This is a genomic window from Nonomuraea sp. WAC 01424, from assembly GCF_003947315.1.
GTDB lineage: Bacteria > Actinomycetota > Actinomycetes > Streptosporangiales > Streptosporangiaceae > Nonomuraea > Nonomuraea spiralis.
Genome location: NZ_QHHZ01000004.1, coordinates 105,545 through 122,058 on the forward strand (window position 1 = coordinate 105,545; position 16,514 = coordinate 122,058).

At 73.3% G+C, this 16,514-nt stretch carries 13 protein-coding genes; 9 read left to right on the plus strand and 4 right to left on the minus strand.

Going from position 1 to position 16,514, the window contains the following annotated elements:
* The first annotated feature begins 5 nt into the window (after window positions 1-5).
* Together DMB42_RS12815 and DMB42_RS12820 are read left to right on the plus strand one after the other, a co-directional pair.
* A complete protein-coding gene (locus DMB42_RS12815; protein ID WP_125634075.1) occupies window positions 6-1,043 on the plus strand; it encodes an Acg family FMN-binding oxidoreductase in 1,038 nt (345 codons plus the stop codon).
* A 289-nt stretch (window positions 1,044-1,332) separates the two neighbouring features.
* Complete coding sequence (locus DMB42_RS12820; RefSeq protein ID WP_260477660.1) at window positions 1,333-4,611, plus strand: multicopper oxidase domain-containing protein; 3,279 nt, start codon at window positions 1,333-1,335, stop codon at window positions 4,609-4,611.
* Between the two features lie 48 nt (window positions 4,612-4,659).
* Here DMB42_RS12820 and DMB42_RS12825 read toward each other — a convergent pair whose 3' ends face one another.
* From DMB42_RS12825 to DMB42_RS12840, 4 genes are all read right to left on the minus strand, one after another.
* Window positions 4,660-5,184, minus strand: coding sequence for a hemerythrin domain-containing protein (locus tag DMB42_RS12825; protein WP_125634077.1), 525 nt, complete (start codon window positions 5,182-5,184; stop codon window positions 4,660-4,662).
* 125 nt (window positions 5,185-5,309) lie between these two features.
* Window positions 5,310-6,317, minus strand: a complete 1,008-nt coding sequence (locus tag DMB42_RS12830) for a Gfo/Idh/MocA family protein (protein WP_185844617.1) — start codon at window positions 6,315-6,317, stop codon at window positions 5,310-5,312.
* Window positions 6,314-7,495 (minus strand): L-rhamnonate dehydratase, encoded by a 1,182-nt coding sequence (gene rhmD, locus DMB42_RS12835; protein ID WP_125634081.1) that lies wholly within the window; start codon window positions 7,493-7,495, stop codon window positions 6,314-6,316. Before rhmD ends, DMB42_RS12830 begins: the two co-directional genes overlap by 4 nt.
* Window positions 7,495-8,373: a MurR/RpiR family transcriptional regulator gene (locus DMB42_RS12840; protein ID WP_185844618.1), complete on the minus strand. Its 879-nt coding sequence runs from the start codon at window positions 8,371-8,373 to the stop codon at window positions 7,495-7,497. Before DMB42_RS12840 ends, rhmD begins: the two co-directional genes overlap by 1 nt.
* 158 nt (window positions 8,374-8,531) lie before the next feature.
* Here DMB42_RS12840 and DMB42_RS12845 point away from each other — a divergent pair, with 158 nt between their 5' ends.
* The 7 genes from DMB42_RS12845 to DMB42_RS12875 are packed head-to-tail and all read left to right on the plus strand — an operon-like array spanning window position 8,532 to window position 16,502.
* Window positions 8,532-9,290 carry a sugar isomerase domain-containing protein gene (locus DMB42_RS12845; RefSeq protein ID WP_125634085.1) on the plus strand — a complete coding sequence of 253 codons (759 nt, stop codon included), beginning with the start codon at window positions 8,532-8,534 and terminating at the stop codon, window positions 9,288-9,290.
* Between the two features lie 14 nt (window positions 9,291-9,304).
* Window positions 9,305-10,705: an N-acetylglucosamine/diacetylchitobiose ABC transporter substrate-binding protein gene (gene ngcE / locus DMB42_RS12850; RefSeq protein ID WP_125634087.1), complete on the plus strand. Its 1,401-nt coding sequence runs from the start codon at window positions 9,305-9,307 to the stop codon at window positions 10,703-10,705.
* Window positions 10,706-10,711: 6 nt separating this feature from the next.
* Window positions 10,712-11,614 (plus strand): carbohydrate ABC transporter permease, encoded by a 903-nt coding sequence (locus DMB42_RS12855; protein WP_125634089.1) that lies wholly within the window; start codon window positions 10,712-10,714, stop codon window positions 11,612-11,614.
* Window positions 11,615-11,616: 2 nt separating this feature from the next.
* Complete coding sequence (locus DMB42_RS12860) at window positions 11,617-12,528, plus strand: carbohydrate ABC transporter permease (RefSeq protein WP_125634091.1); 912 nt, start codon at window positions 11,617-11,619, stop codon at window positions 12,526-12,528.
* The gene (locus tag DMB42_RS12865; protein WP_125634093.1) at window positions 12,525-13,439 is read left to right on the plus strand and encodes an N-acetylglucosamine kinase; all 915 of its coding nucleotides are present in this window, start codon (window positions 12,525-12,527) and stop codon (window positions 13,437-13,439) included. The genes DMB42_RS12860 and DMB42_RS12865 overlap by 4 nt, the downstream gene beginning before the upstream one ends.
* Complete coding sequence (locus tag DMB42_RS12870) at window positions 13,436-15,682, plus strand: hypothetical protein (RefSeq protein ID WP_125634095.1); 2,247 nt, start codon at window positions 13,436-13,438, stop codon at window positions 15,680-15,682. The genes DMB42_RS12865 and DMB42_RS12870 overlap by 4 nt, the downstream gene beginning before the upstream one ends.
* Entirely contained in the window at window positions 15,660-16,502 is an 843-nt protein-coding gene (locus tag DMB42_RS12875) for an amidohydrolase (RefSeq protein WP_125634097.1), read from the plus strand. Before DMB42_RS12870 ends, DMB42_RS12875 begins: the two co-directional genes overlap by 23 nt.
* The last annotated feature ends 12 nt before the right edge of the window (window positions 16,503-16,514 follow it).

A 16,514-nucleotide genomic window follows, 5' to 3' on the forward strand; every position in this document is an offset into this window, starting at 1 on the left:
GAGACATGCCCTTCGCCTCGCGTGCCGGCCTGCGCCGGGTCGTCGCCGCCGCCGTCGCGGCGCCCTCGGTGCACAACACCCAGCCATGGCGCTTCCGCCGCGTCGACGACACCACCGTCGAGCTGTACGCCGACCTCGACCGGCTGCTCACCGTCACCGACCCCCTCGGGCGCGGGCTCGGCATCAGCTGCGGGGCCGCGCTGTTCAACCTGCGGCTGGCGGTCCGGATGACCGGGCACGACCCGCGCGTCCTGCCGCTGCCCGACCCCGCCGACCGGCCCGAGCTGCTGGCGACCGTACGCGCGGCGTCCGGCGGCCCGCCCAGCGCGGTCGAGCGGCTGCTGCACGACATGATCCCGCACCGGCGTACCAACCGCTTTCCCTTCGACGGGCGCCCGCTGCCCAGGAACGTCCTGGTCGACCTGGTCAACGCCGCCCACGACGAGGGCGCCACGCTGCTCCTGGTCAAGGGCGGGACGGCCAGGCGCGTGCTGGACATGGTCGCCGAGGCCGACGACACGCTGACGGCCGACCCGGCGTACCGCGCCGAGCTGGCCCGCTGGACCCGTTCCGAGAGTGGCCCCGACGGCGTCCCCGGCCACGCGGCCGGCCCCCGCCCCCGAATGGCCACCCTTCCCATGCGCGACTTCACCACCACCCCCCTCCGGAACGGCACCCCACCCGCGGCCACCCCCACCACCCCCTTCCACGACGGTGCTCCCGGGACGAGGGGAGAGGTCGCGGACTTCGAGGCGGATCCGCAGCTGGCCGCCCTGTTCACCCGTGGGGACGGTCCGGGCGACTGGCTGCGTGCCGGGCAGGCGTTGCAGCGCGTCCTGCTCACCGCCACCGCGCACGGCGTGGCCGCCTCGATGTTCAGCCAGCCGCTCGACCTGCGCCCGCCGCAGCACCGCGGTGACAAGGCGGGACCGTTCGGGCACGTGCAGATGCTGATCAGGTTCGGCTACGGCCCACCGGTCCCGCGCGTCCCCCGCCGCCCGGTCTACGAAGTCCTCGACCGCCGAGGCCGCCGACATGCCTGACCCACCCACCCGACACCCGGCCCCCCGTCCAGACCCCCGTTCGGGCTCCTGGGGAGCAGGGGGTGGCGTGGCGGCGGTTGCCGCTGGTGGCCGGGGCCGGGGTCGCGCTCGCCGCCGGGATCCACGGCGGGCTGGCGCTGCTGGTCGCCGGCCTTCCGGTGCCGGGCGCGTTCGCCCTGGCCGTGGGCGCCGAGCGGGCGGGCCAGGTCGCGATGACCGCCGCCGGCGGCTGGCTGGTGGGCATCTACGTGGCGTTGCTCGGCCGCCGACGGTCCCGCGAGACGTTCCTGTGGCGGCCGGGGTGGTCGGCGCGGGCGCCGCCGTGTCCCTCGTGTTCCCGGGCGCGGGCGTGCGTACGGCCGGGGTCGGGATGGCGGCGGTCGCCGGATGGCTCGCCGTCCACGACGTGGCCCGCCGCACGGTACGCGGTTCCGGCCTGCCCCGGTACGCGGCCTTCTGCCTGCTGGCCGGATACGCCTGGCTGGCCGTGGCCGGACTCCTGTGGGCGACCACCGCACTGACCACCGCACCGACCACCGCACCGACCACTGGACCGGCCTCCGGACCGGGGGCCGCGGCGGTGTCCGGGCCGTTCCTGTACGACGCCGGGCTGCACGCGCTCTTCCTCGGTTTCGTCATGTCCATGGTCTTCGCGCACGCCCCGGTGATCCTGCCCGCGCTGCTGCGGGTGCGGCTGCCGTACCGGCCCGTCCTGTACGCGTCCCCGGCGGTGCTGCACGCGGCCGTGGCGGTCCGCGTGGCCGGGGACCTGGCCTCCGCCGGGCCCGTACGCACGCTGGGCGGCGTGCTGGCGGCCCTCGCTCTGCTGATGTTCGCCGGATGCGCGATCGTGCTGACGCTCTCCGGCCGCGAAAGGAAGGTGTCCGGAATGCCGGTCGATATCCGCATAGAAAACAGCAGACCGATCGACCTGCCGCCGCCGCCGAAACGTCCCCGCGCGTCCTGGCACCTGCGCGCGAACGCGATCGTCGTCGCCTGGCTGGCCCTGACGGTCGCGGTGGCACTGGCCGGCGACGTATTGCCGGCGCCGTCGTGGTTGCTGATCCACGTGTTCCTGCTGGGCGCGGTCAGCACGGCCGTCCTCATCTGGAGCGAGCACTTCACCGTGGCGCTGCTGCGCGTCCGGGGCCCGTCCGAGCGGGGCAGCCTGACCCGGCTGGCCCTGCTCAACACGGCCACGATCGCGGTCCTGGCCGGGGTCGCGTACGGGCCCTGGCAGGTGGCGGCGGCCGGCGCGGCGCTGCTGGCCGGGGTGGTCGGGTGGCACGCGACCGTCCTCGTCCTGCTCGTCCGCGCGGCGCTGCCCGGCCGGTTCGGGCACGTCATCGGCTGGTACGTCACCGCCGGCTGCGCGCTCGCCACCGGCGGCGTCCTCGGCGGGCTGATGGCCGCCCAGACCGTCCAGGGCGCGGTCCACGAGCGGATGAGCGCCGCGCACGCCCAGGTGAACGTCTTCGGCTGGATCGGCCTCACCGTGCTCGGCACCCTGTTCACGCTGTGGCCGACGGTCCTGCGCACCCGTATGTCGGACCGGACCCGCCGGGCCTCCCGGGTGGGGTTGTGGCTGACCGCGCCGGGGCTGGCCGTCGCCGTCGCCGGGCTGCTGGCCGGCTGGCGGTGGGTCGCGTTCGCGGGGCTGGTCGCGTACGCGGCCGGTGGGCTGGCGGTGCTCGTACCGCTGGCCGACGCGCTGCGGCGCAGGAGGCCGCACACGGGCGCGGCGTGGATGCTGGGGGCGGCGATCGTCTGGTTCGAGGTGGCGCTGGCCGCCGACCTCGTGGTCGTGGCCACCAGACCGGCGCATGAGGTCGCCGCCGCGCTGGCGCCGCTGCTGCCGCTGGTGCTGGCCGGGTTCGTCGCGCAGGTGCTGCTCGGCTCGCTGCTGCACCTGCTGCCCGCGGTGCTGGGCGGCGGGCCGGTCCGGTTCAAGGAGAACGCGGCGCTGCTGGAGCGCGGCTGGGTGGTCCGGCTGGTGGCGCTGAATCTCGGGGTGCCGCTGCTGGTGCTGCCGGTGCCGCCGCCGGTGAGGCTGCTGGGGTGGGGGCTGGTGCTGGCGGCGGCGACGGCCTTCGTCGTACTGGCCGTGACCGCCCTGACCCGCGCCCACCGCCCGGCCCCGCATCGGACGGCCGCGGGGGCTCCAGGAGAGCAGGCGGGCTCCGGCCGGTCGGGCGCGGGGTGGCGGGGGGCGTTGCCCGCGCTCGCCGGGGTGGCCGTCGGGTGTCTGCTGACCGCCGCCGCCGTCGTCGCCGCCACGACCAGCGGTACGGCACCCGCCACGGTCACCGCGACCGGCTCCCGTACGGTCGAGGTGACGCTGTCCGGGATGAGGATCCGTCCCGCCGTGATCGAGGCCCCCGTGGGGACCGTACTGACGTTGCGGGTCACCAACGCCGACGCCCAGCGGCACGACCTGCGCCTGGCGACCGGCGAACGCACCCCGCTGCTGGGCCCCGGCCAGAACGCGACCCTGACCCTGGCCCCGCTGGGCGCGCCCGTGGACGGCTGGTGCACGGTCGCCGGGCACCGCGCCGCGGGCATGACCATGCGCCTGGTCCCGACCGGCGGCACGCGCGCGGCCCCACCGGCCCCACCGGCCTCACCGGCCGGATCGGTCACCGGCCACGACGGCCACACGATGACCGGCACCGATCCCGCCGCGCCGCTCGACCTGGCGGCGCCCATGTCGCCCGGCTGGAAGCCGTACGACGCGACGCTCAAGCCCGCCCCCGGCGGCACTGAGCACCACGTCGAGATCCGCGCCGACGACAGGCTCGTCCAGGAGGTCGCGCCCGGGGTACGGCAACGCGTCTGGACCTTCAACGGCACCATGCCCGGCCCGGTGCTGCGCGGCAAGGTCGGGGACGTGTTCGTCGTGACGTTCGTCAACGCCGCGACCATGGGACACGGCATCGACTTCCACGCCGGCGCGACCGCGCCGGACGGCCCGATGCGCACGATCCAGCCCGGCGAACGGCTGACCTACCGCTTCCGCGCCGACTACGCCGGAGCCTGGCTCTACCACTGCTCGACCATGCCGATGACCCAGCACATCGCCAACGGCATGTACGGCGCCGTCGTCATCGACCCACCGGATCTGCCCGCGGTGGACCGCGAGTACCTGCTGGTCCAGGGCGAGCTGTATCTCGGCGAGCCGGGCGGCCAGGCCCAGGTCGCCAAGATCCGCGAGGGCGACCCGGACGGCTGGATGTTCAACGGCACCGCCGCCGGCTACGACCACGCGCCGCTGACGGCCGAGGCGGGGGAGCGGGTGCGCATCTGGGCCGTGTCCGCCGGGCCCAGCTCCGGCACGTCGCTGCACGTGGTGGGCGCGCCGTTCGACACGGTCTACAAGGAGGGCGCCTACCGGCTGCGCACCCGGGACGCCGGCGGCGCGCAGGCGCTCGACCTGGCCCCTGCGCAGGGCGGCTTCGCCGAGCTCGTCTTCCCCGAGGCGGGCACGTACCCGATCGTGGACCACACGATGCGCCAGGCCGAGGCGGGCGCGCACGGCGTGTTCAAGGTCGGCGCCCGCCAGAAGGACTGACCACCCCCGCCGGAACGCGGAAAGCCGCCGCGACAGATCGCGGCGGCTTCACCCGAGGGGCGGCGAGCCGGGAGACGGGGCCCTCACAAGAACGGCTCGCCACCCGCTGGGTGCATGCCCGTCATGAGCGCCACCGACCGGGTGTCGGGCCGGCGTGATGCGGTCCCAGGCGGCGAGCGGCAACATGATGACGGCCGCCGGGAACAGGCCGTGCTCCTCGTGGTCGATGTGCCGGTGGAGCCGCTCCAGGGCGTCCAGCACGGCGGGCCAGTCGGGCGCCGCCCGGTCGAGCGCCTCGGCCACGCCGTGGATGTCGGCGTGCTCGGCGCACAGCCGCTCGACCTCCTCGGCCAGCGACCCTTCGGCGCGCAGCTCGGCGAACAGACCGTTCTCCTCGGTGTCGGTGTGCGGGATCAGCCGGGCCACCAGGTCCTCCAGCAGCGTCACGGCCTCGCCGTGCCGTGCCTCGCCGATGGCGCGGCGCAGCGCCCCCGCGCTCTCCTGGATGTCCCAATGTTCCTGGGACAGGCGGCCGATCAGCGGAAAGTCCCGGCAGCCACAGTAATTGCACATGGTCACGTCCTCCCGGCGTGGCGGTCCGGGCGCGCGTGCCGCGGCGGCCGGATCCCGCCTTCCACCCTTCCGGGCCGTACGGACCCCTGGTCAGGGGCGAAGGTCCCCCGGACCCCCGCCATCGGTCACCCGCGGAAGGCCGGGGTGATGGTGACGGGGAGGCCCGTACGGGCCGACCGGTAGGCGGCCTCGACCAGGTCCACCGCCGCGGCGGCCTCGTCACCCGGCGCGTGGTTCGGGCCCCGGCCCGCGATCAGCTCCCCGAACGCCTCCACCGGCGCGTGCTTGCCCCACGCGGGCCGGCTTGGATCGGGGGACAGGCGGACCCGGGTGCCGTCCGGCCGGTGCACGGTGGCCGTACCGTACTGCAGGTCGTGCTCGACCATGCCGGACGTGCCGTACAGGCGCAGGCGCTGGCGGGTGGGCAGGCCCTCGGGCACGGTCCCGGTCGCCGTCAGGGACCCCACCGCGCCGCCGGCCAGGCGGAAGGTGAGCGCGTCGACCACGTCGACCGGCAGCGAGCGGTGGTCCATGTAGGCGAAGACCTGCTCGGCGCCCTGTCCCGTGACCCTGGTCAGGGCGCCGGCCAGGTGGGTGAGCTGCGAGTGGCCCTGCCCGCCCGCGCCGGGGGCGGCGTAGGTGGGGGTGCCGGTCAGCAGGTTCATCATGACGGAGGAGAAGTCGCCGTTGACGCAGACGAGCTCGCCGATCTCCCCCTCCCGTACGGCCTGCCGCACCCGTGCAGCGGCGGCGCTGTACTGCCCGGTGTAGCCGACCGACAGGTGCGTCCCCGTGCGCTCGGCCGTGGCCACCAGGTCCCACGCCTCGGCCGCGCTGGTCGTCATGGGCTTCTCGACCAGCACGTGGACGCCGGACTCCAGCGCGGCTTTGGCCGGCGCGTGGTGTGTGGCGTGCGGGGTGGCGATGACGACGCCGTCCACCAGACCGGAGGCGTACAACTCGGCCGGGTCGGTGAAGACGGGTACCCCGAGGTCGGCGCGTACGGGGTCGGCGCGTCCCGGGTCGGCGTCGCACACGGCGGTCAGGCGCAGGCCGGGAGCCGCCGCGATGGCCGGAAGATGGGCGAACCGGGCCCACCACCCCAGGCCGATCACCCCCAGCCGGACGGTCACGAAACCCGCCGCAACGGTACGGACGGGTCGAGCTCCAGCCCGAAACCGGGCGCGTCGCCGAGCCGCACCCGGCCGTCGACGGGGAAGATCTCGCCGGTGCAGAGGGGATGTTGCGGGACGAGCCAGTCGCAGTCGCCGACGAACATGCCGAACTCGGCCAGCGGTGTCTCGGGCCGGGTGGCGATGAAGTGGTAGGCGTAGTGGCCGCCGGTGTGCGGGACGAGCCGTACGCCGTGCGCGCGGGCCACCGTCGAGATCCGGCGCAGCTCGGTGAGGCCGCCGCACCAGTTGGGGTCGGGCTGGATGACGTCCACCCCCGACTCGCACAGCAGCCCGAAGCCGGCCGCGGTGTACTCGTGCTCGCCCGAGGCCAGTGCCATTCGCGCCGGCAGGCGGTCGCGCAGGCGCCGGTGGGCGGCGTAGTCGTCGGGGCGCAGCGGCTCCTCGATCCAGTCGAAGCCGAGCGGGGCGACGGCGTGGCCGAGGCGGGCGGCGTAGTCGACGTCGAGCGACATCCAGCAGTCGTACATGAGCGGGAAGTCCGGGCCGGCGGCCTGGCGGGCCTGCTCGGCGATCGAGACGTTGGCGCGGAAGCCGTCCTCGCCCTCGACGGGGGCGTAGGTCAGCGGGATCTTCGCGCCCCGGAAGCCGAGCTTGCGGGCGGCCTCGGGGCGCGGGCCGGTCGCGTACAGGTCGACGCCGTCGTGCACCGCGCCGCCGAGCAGGGTGTGCACCGGGGTCTGGGTGATGCGGCCGTGCAGGTCCCAGATCGCCAGGTCGACGGCGGAGATCGCGTGCAGGGCCAGGCCCTTGCGCCCGTAGTGCAGGGTGCTGTTGAACATCCGGTCCCACAGCCGCTCGTGGTCGAAGGGGCTCTGCCCCTCCACGAGGTAGGCCAGGTGGAGGGCGGCGAGCGTGGCGACGACCAGGCCGCCGTTGGTGGTGCCGAAGCCCACGTGCCCCGAGGCGCTCTCGACCTGGACGACCACGGTCTGCTGGGAGTTGGGCCCGATGGCGGCCATGCGGTCGTCGCGGAAGTCGGCGTGCTGGGTCATGGGACTGGCGACCTTGCGGCGTTTCCACTGGCGTAACGCCTCGCCGTCGCCCGGGTCGGGCGTCGCGGGCGGCAGGTTGACGTAGTCGGCGACGTAGACGCGGACGTCGGTGATCCGGTCCATCAGCTCCCCTGGTTCTTGTACGGCTGGACGGCCTGCTGGGCCGCGGCCATGGTCTCGCCGGCCTGGTCGAAGGTGCGCTGGGCGACGGTGATGAACACCACGTCGATCACCGCGAGCTGGCCGTGCCTGGCGGCCATCGCCTCGGTGCGGAACCCGGTCTGGGCCACCTTGGTCAGCAGCGTGAGCTCGGCGCGGGCGGCCAGCGGCGAGCCGGGATCGTTGCAGATCGCGATGGTCGCCGCGCCGTGCGACATCGCCTCGGTGAGCAGGTCGACGGCCTCCTTGGTACGGCCGCTGTGGGAGATGGCCACCACCACGTCGCCGGGGCCGAGCAGCGCGGTGCCGCTGAGCGCGATGTGCGTGTCGGTCGAGGTCCAGGCCGGCACGCCGACGTGGTAGAGCCGTTGCTGCAGCTCGGAGGCCACGGTCGAGCTGCCTCCCGCGCCGAACACCCACACCCTGCGGGCTGTGGCGAGAAGCGCGCAGGCGCGTTCGGCCGCCTCCAGGTCGAGCCCGGACAGGGTCTCGGTGGTCGCCTGCGCGATCGCGGCCGAGACCACCTCGGTGATGCGCGGCAGCGCGTCGTCCTCGGTCACGTCGGCGCCGATGCTGACGCTCCACGGCTCGGACTTGGACCGGCCGCTGTCGGAGGCCAGCGCCAGGCGCAGCTCGGCGTAGCCGTTCAGGCCGAGCGAGCGGCACAGCCGGGTGACGCTGCCGGTCGACACGCCGCACCGGTCGGCCAGGTCGAGGATCGTCAGCCGGGCCACCGCGCCGGGGTCGGCCAGCACCAGGTCGGCGATCGTACGCTGCGCCTCCGGCATCGACGGGGCCATGGCGGCGATCCGGTCGACGACGCCCTCCAACGGGCTCTGCATGGGTGTTCTACCTCTCATCATCGCAACGGAGAATAATTTATCTTCATTTCTTCAGTCAACACCGAATTCGTTACCGGAACCCCCTTGACGACAGGGCTGAGCATCCCGCACCTTAGCGGCCACAGAGAAAAATTCATCGCTACCAGAACAGGATGCCGATGTCCTTCCTCTCCGCGTCCGGCTATTTCAGCGCGCTCCAGGACGTCCTGACCAAGGTGAACACGTCCCAGGCGCCGCTGGTGGACCAGGCGGCGGCGTTGATCACCGACGCGGTCGAGGCCGGAGGAGTGCTGCAGGCCTTCGGCAGCGGCCACTCCGAGGCCTTCGCGCTTGAGCTGAGCGGCCGGGCCGGCGGGCTCGTCGCGGCCAACCGCATCGAACTGCGCGACCTCGTGCTGCTCGGCGGCGCGGACCCCGGCGTGCTGTCCGACCCGCTGCTGGAACGCGACCCGACCGTCGCCTCCCGCCTGTACGAGCTGGCCGCGCCACACCCGCGCGACGTGTTCGTCATCGCCTCCAACTCCGGGGTCAACGGCTCGATCGTCGAGTTCGCCGCCCTGGTCAAGGAGCACGGCCATCCGCTGATCGCGGTCACCTCGGCCGAGCACTCCGGCCGCATGTCCTCCCGGCACCCCTCGGGACTGCGTCTGCGCGATCACGCCGACATTGTGCTCGACAACGGCGCGCCGTACGGGGACGCGATCCTGCCGCTGCGCGACGGCGGGCGCGTCTGCGGCGTCTCCTCCATCACCGGCGCCCTGCTGGCCCAGCAGATCGTGGCCGAGGTGGCCCGCCGGATGGAGGAGTCGGGGGCCCGGCCGCCGGTGTACCTGTCGGCGAACGTCCAGGGCGGCGACGAGCACAACCGCCGCCTCGAAGAGCGGTACGACGGGCGCATCCGCCGTACCACCAGGTAACCAGGAGTACCACCATGAACCACCTCTCCCGGCGGCAGCTCCTGCGCGGAGCCGCCCTGACCGGGGCCGGCCTGCTGGCCGCGGCCTGCGCCACCCCCGGCGACCCCGCCGCCCAGAAGCCGGCCGCCACCGGCGCCGTCAGCGCCGCCAACCCGCTCGGCCTCGACGAGAACGGCCCCCTGGAGGTCGTCATCTTCGACGGCGGCCTCGGCGACGCCTACGCCACCACCATCCACGAGCCGCTCTTCCTCAGCCGGCACCCCAAGGTACGGCTCAAGCACTCCAGCACCAAGGAGATCTCCGGGACCCTCCAGCCGCGCTTCGTCGGCGGCAACCCGCCCGAGGTCATCAACAACGACGGCGCCCAGTCGCTCGACCTGGCCGCGCTGGTGCGCGCCGGCCAGCTCCAGGACCTGACACCGCTCCTGGACGCCCCCTCCTGGGACGACCCGGGCACGAAGGTGCGCGACGTCCTGCTGCCGGCCGCCGTCGAGGCCGGCTCCTTCGACGGCAAGCCCTACAGCGTGCCGTACGTGTTCATGCTCTTCGGCTTCTGGCACTCGGCCAAGCTGTTCGCCCAGAAGGGCTGGAAGGCCCCCGCCACCTGGGACGAGTTCCTCACCCTGTGCGCCGCCATGAAGAAGGACGGCATCGCGCCGTTCGCCTACGCCGGCAAGTACCCCGGATACGTGTGGGAGGCCATCCTCACCATGGCCGTCAAGCACGGCGGCCCCGAGGTGATGCAGCGGGTCGACAACCTGGAGGACGGCGCCTGGAAGGCCGACGCGCTGACCAAGGCGGCCACCGCGTTCGGTGAGCTGCACGCCAGGGGATTCCTGCTCCAGGGCACCGAAGGGCTCAACCACACCGAGTCGCAGGCCAGGCAGAACGGCGGCGAGGTCGCCGTCATCCCCAACGGCTCCTGGCTGGAGAACGAGCAGAAGAAGGTCGCCCCCGCCGACTTCGGCTACGCCATGTTCCCCGTCCCCGCGCTGGAGGCCGCCGAGGCGATGCCGGGCGCCGCCCTGCACGCCATGCCCGGCTCCGGCTTCGTCGTCGCCGCCAAGAGCCGCAACCCGGCGGCGGGCATGGAGTACCTGCGCGCGATGGTCTCCCGCGAGGGCGCGGGCAAGTACAGCGGCCTGGTCAGCACGCTGACCACGGTCCGCGGCGCGGCGCTGCCGCCGCAGGCCGGGCCAGGGCTCAAGAGCGCCGCCGCCGCGCTCGAAGCCGCCGGGACCAGCCTGGTCAACTGGCGGGTGCACGAGTGGTACAAGGAGATCGCCACCGAGCTGGACGCCGCCACCGGGCAGCTCATGACCGGCGGCATCACCGCCGTCCAGTGGGCCGAACGGCTGCAGCGCCAGGCCGACGCCGTCAAGAAGGACTCCTCGATCAAGAAGTTCTCGAGGTAACCCGCCGTGCGGCACGGACGGCGGCGCTTCGCCGCCACCTTCCTGGCGTTACCCGTCCTGCTCTATGTCGTCTACGTGATCTCTCCCTACGCGCAGGCGTTCCAGATCTCGATGACCGACTGGCGCGGGATCGACGCCAGGCCCGCGTTCGTCGGGCTGGACAACTTCCGGCGCCTGCTGGCCGACCCCGTCTTCTGGAAGGCGATCAGCCACAACGCGATCCTGCTGGCCGCGCTGCCGGTCATCACCCTCGGGCTGGCGTTGTTGTTCGCGTACCTGCTGAACGCGGGCGGCGTGCGGCCGGGAACCGGCATCGCCGGGTCGGGCTTCTACCGGGTGGTGTTCTTCTTCCCGCAGGTGTTGTCGGTCACGATCGTCGCGGTGATGTTCCAGTCGGTGCTCCGGCCCGACCGCAGCGGCGTGATCAACGGGCTGCTCATGCAGCTCGGCCTGGAACCGGTCGGCTTCCTCACCGACCCGGGCCTGGCCCTGTGGTCGATCCTGGGCGTGCTGGTCTGGCAGGCGGTCGGCTTCTACGTCGTGCTGTTCTCGGCCGGCATGGCCGCCATCCCGCGGGAGCTGCACGAGGCGGCGCAGATCGACGGGGCCGGGCGGGCGGCGTCCTTCTTCCAGGTGACCCTTCCGCTGTTGCGGCACACCGTGCAGGTCGGCTGGGTCTATCTCGGGGTGGCCGCCTTCGACGCGTTCTCGATCGTGTTCGTGTTGTCGGCCGAGCGCGGCGGCCCCGACTACAGCACCACCGTGCTGGCCAACGAGGTCTACCGCAACGCCTTCGGCTACGCCAAGTTCGGCTACGCCTCGGCCATCGGGGTGGCCCTGTTCTTCTGCACGATCACCTTCGCCGCGCTCACCCTCCGGCTGACCCGGCGCGACAAACTGGAGTACTGACGATGGCAGTCGACGTGCGTCCCGCGGTGCGGCGGCGCGCCGCGAGCCCGGCCCGCCGCGAACCGCGGCTCCGGCGGTCGATGCACCTGGTGCTCGGCCTCTGGGCGGTCCTGGTGGTCGTCCCGATGGCCTGGACCCTGCTGGCCTCCTTCAAGGACACCGCCGAGATCTTCGGCCCCGCCTGGACGCTGCCCGCCCGGCTCCGGTTCGACAACTGGGTCCGGGCCTTCGAACAGGCCCACATCGGTACGTACCTGGTCAACACGGTGATCGTCGTGGTGTTGTCCACGGCGGGCACCATGATGCTGGGGTCGATGGCCGCGTACGTGCTGGCCCGCTACCCCTTCCGCGGCAGCGGCGCGGTGTACCTGCTGTTCGTCTCCGGCATGGCCTTCCCGGTCTACCTGGCGCTGACCCCGCTGTTCTTCGTGGTCAGGAACAGCGGCTCGCTCCCGCTGATCGGCCCGCTCATCGGCCTGGACACGCGCGGCGGCCTGGTGCTGGTCTACATCGCCTACTCGCTGCCGTTCACCGTGTTCTTCCTGACGGCCTTCTTCCGTACGCTGCCCGGCTCGGTGGCCGAGGCGGCGTTCATGGACGGCGCCTCCCACACGCGGGTGTTCTTCCAGGTGATGTTGCCCATGGCGCGGCCCGCCCTGACCGGCATCACCGTCTTCAACGTGCTGGGCCAGTGGAACCAGTACCAGTTGCCGCTGATCCTGCTCAGCGGCAACGCCCGGGACAAATGGGTGCTCACGCAGGGCATCGCCGACATCTCCACCGCCACCGGCTACAGCGCCGACTGGGGTGCCCTGTTCGCCGCGCTCAGCATGTCGATCCTGCCGATGCTGGCCGTCTACGTCGCCTTCCACCGGCACATCCAGGCCGGCATGACCGAAGGGGCGGTCAAATGAGCCTCGTCCTCGGCCTGGACGTCGGCGGCACCACCACCCGCGCCCTGGTGACCGACCTGGACGGCACGGTGCTGGCCAGGGCGTCGGGCCAGGGCGGCAACCCGGTCGCCCACGGGGCGGCGGCCGTGGACCGGGTCGGGGCGACCGTACGCGAGGCGCTGACCGGGCTCGACCCGGCCCGGGTGCGCGCCGGGGTGATCGGGCTGGCCGGCGGCACGGGCCCGTACGCGGCCGGGTTCGACCGCCTCTGGGCCCGGCTCGGGCTCGGCGGCGCGCCCCGGCTGGTCAGCGACGTCGAGCTGGCCTTCGCCGCGGGCACCGAGCACGACTCCGGCACCGTCCTGGTCTGCGGGACCGGCGCCGCCGCCTGCCGCATCACCGGCGGTACGACGGCCCGCTGCGCCGACGGGCACGGCTGGCTGCTCGGCGACGTCGGCTCCGGGGTGTGGATCGGCCGCCAGGCGATCCGCCACGCGCTGCGCGCCATCGACCTCGGCACCGCCTCGCCGCTGGCCGCGGCCGTGCTCAAGCAGCTCACCGGCGGCCTCGCCGCGGACCGGGCCGCCGCCGGGACGGTGATCGAGACGGTGCACGCCGCCCCGGTCCCCACCATGGCGGCGCTGGCCCCCGTGGTGGTCCGCCTGGCGCTCCAGGACGATCCCGACGCCCGTGGCGTGCTCGCGCGCGCCGCCGGGCACCTGCTGGTCACGCTCGGCGTCGTCCGCGACCCGGAGGAACGCACGCCGCTCGTCCTCGGCGGCGGCCTGCTGGCAGCCGGAACCCCGCTCGCCACGGCCGTACGGCGGCAGGCCGCCGTCCGCTGGCCCGCGGCCACCATCACCCACGCGGGCGACGGCGCCGTCGCCGCGGCCCGCCTCGCCCGCCACGACCTGCGAAAGGCGCTCCGATGAAACGCACCCTGTTACCCCTGGCCCTGGTGGCCGCCTGCCTGACGGCCCTGCCCGCACCGGCCACCGCCGCGGTGACCCCGCAGCTCACCGACACCTTCGAGCGGGCCCACGACACCCACCCCACCTACGGGCTCAACGACTCCCTCGCCACGCGGCAGAGCGGCAAGGCGCGCGGCGTCACGTACAGCCGCGTGTCGGGCTCGTGGACCACGACCACCCCGCCCGAGCCGTACTACTCGCAGGTCAACCATCCCGACTACCCGGGCAAGTTGTCGTTCGCGCTGGCCCGTTCGGCCGTCCGCCTGGACGCCCCCCTCGACCAGGACCAGGACGACGCCTACACGGTGTCGGTGACCGTGGACCCCGACCCCAAGCTGCGCGGCACCGAAGGCGACTGGAGCTCGGTCATGTTGTCGCGCAGCCCGGCCTCGGTCGGCTACGTCACCAGCGGGGACGTCCAGCTCGGCCTCACCGTGGCGCGCAACGGCGAGGTACAGCTCTTCCGCGCCGGCAACGCCCTGTGGAGCAGCCCCCTGAAGACCACCCGCGCCGCCGACGGTTTCCGCGTCACCCTCGCCGTGACCGGTGCCTCCAAGGCCGACCCGTCCGTCACCGTCACCGTGAACGGCGCCACCCGAACCACCGGTTTGGGCACCCCGGTCCCCAAGCCCTACCTCTACCTCGGCGCGTACGTCAGCAACGACAAGCAGGTCAGCACCGCCGACGACCTGACCGTCAGCCGCGTCTCCCGCTTCGCCGACACCTTCGACGAGGCCCAGGACACCGACCCCGGCTACGGCCTGAACGACGCCCTGGCCAAGAGGCAGCCGCCGCTCGGCACCTCGTCCTACACCAGGGTCTCCGGCGACTGGCAGTCCTTCGACTCGCCCCCGCCGTACTACTCGCAGGTCAACCATCCCGACTATCCGGGCAAGCTGTCGTTCGCGCTGCGCCGTTCGGCCGTCCGCCTGGACGCACCCGTCGCGCCCGGCAAGGACGACGCCTTCACGGTGTCGGTGACCGTGGACCCCGATCCCAAGCTGCGCGGCACCGAAGGCGACTGGAGCTCGGTCATGTTGTCCCAGAACCGGGACTCCAGCGGCTACGTGACCAACGGCGACGTACGGCTGGGCCTGACGGTGGCGCGCAACGGCGAGGTGCAGCTCTTCCGCTCCGGCAACGCGCTGTGGAGCAGCCCCCTGAAGACCACCAGGGCCGCCGACGGTTTCCGCGTCACCCTCGCCGTGACGGGTGCCTCCAAGGCCGACCCGTCCGTCACCGTCACCGTGAACGGTGTCAGCCGAACCACCGGCCTGGGCACGCCGGTCCCCAAGCCCTACCTCTACCTCGGCGCGTACGTCAGCAACGACAAGCAGGTCAGCACCGCCGACGACCTGGCCGTCAGCCGCGTCGACCTCTACCCCAACCTGGAGTACTTCGGCTACTTCGCCACCGACGCCCTGACGAAATGGGGCAACCACCTGCCCGAGGTCACCGGCTTCGCCAACCTGCACTGGGTGAGCGTCTCCCCGGACTGGGACACCCCCGGCAGCAGCTACCGGATCGCCGACCTGGCCGGCTGCCCGCCCCGCTCCTGCGCCCTGTACGTCGGCGAGGAGTTCTTCCCGGCGGAGAACTGCAAGTGGAGCGGCCCCTGCCCCATCGACGCCTCGCTCAAGCGCTGGAAGGCGTTCGTCGAGATGGTCAAGCCGTACAAGGACCGGATCGGGGCGATCTACCTCAAGGACGAGCCGCAGGGCTACGGCGTCACCAACGCCGACCTGCAGACCATGGCCACGGCGGTCAAGGAGTCGATGGGGCCCGGCAAGGGCTTCGGGCCGTACCCGATCATGCTGACCCTGGCCGGCGGGGACGTGAAGCCCAACACCCTCGTCCCCGCCGAGGTCGACTGGGTCGGCGTGGACGAGTACACCGCCGACGAGGCCAGGCTCGACAGCCTGCTCACCACCATCGAACGGATGACCGGCGGCACCAAGCGCACCTACCTGTTCCCGCCGACCGAGGTCGCCCCCTACACCGGCCGGTACGACACCAACGAGAAGATCGAGGCGGTCCAGCAGATCTACTACAGCATGGCCAGGAAACACCCGAGCATGATCGCGATCATGAACTTCGGCGTGTGGGTGGTCACCTCCAGCAACCCGGCGACCCACCCGTACATGATCCCCCGCACCTGGGACACCCAGGAGAGGTACGGCGTTGCGGTCACCGTCAAGGATTGACGCCCACCACCACGTGTGGGAGCTGGCACGACGGCCGCACCGGTGGCTGGAGGACCCCGCGCTGGCTCCCGTCCGGGCCGACTGCACCCCGGCCGCCTACGCCGTCGAGGCGGCGGCGGCCGGGGTGAGCGGCGCGGTCCTGGTCCAGGTGCTGCACGACCCGGCCGAGACCAGGGAGTTCCTCGCCGTGGCGGCGGCCTGGCCGCTGGTGGCGGGCGTCGTCGGCTGGGCCGACCTCGCCGCGCCGGACCTGGCCGGCGAGCTGGACGCCCTCGCCGCCGCGCCCGGCGGCGGCAGGCTGGCCGGTCTGCGGCACCTGGCCTTCGCCGACCCCGACCCGCGCTGGCTCGGCCGCGACGACGTACGGCGCGGCCTGGCCCTGCTCGGCCGCCGCGGCCTCGCCTACGACCTGGTGATCGGGCCGCACCAGCTCCCCCTGGCCGCCGCGACGGCCAGGGCGCTGCCCGGCGTCGCCTTCGTACTGGACCACCTGGGCAACCCGCCCGTCGGGAACGGGGACCCGCGCCCCTGGGCGGACGGCCTCAGGGAGCTGGCCCGGCTGCCCAACGTCACCTGCAAGCTGTCCGGCCTGGCCCGTCCCGGCCGCGACGCCGCCCTGCTGCGCCCCTACGCCGAGGTGGCGCTCGACGCCTTCGGCCCCGACCGGCTCATGTACGGCTCCGACTGGCCGCTCTGCCTGCTCGGCGGCTCGTACGCGGCGTGGGCCGGGACGGTCGACGCCCTCATCGCCACGCTGTCGCCGGACGAGCGCGCCGCCGTGCTCCACCGGACGGCGACGGCCGTCTACCACCTCACCTGAGACCCGAGGGAG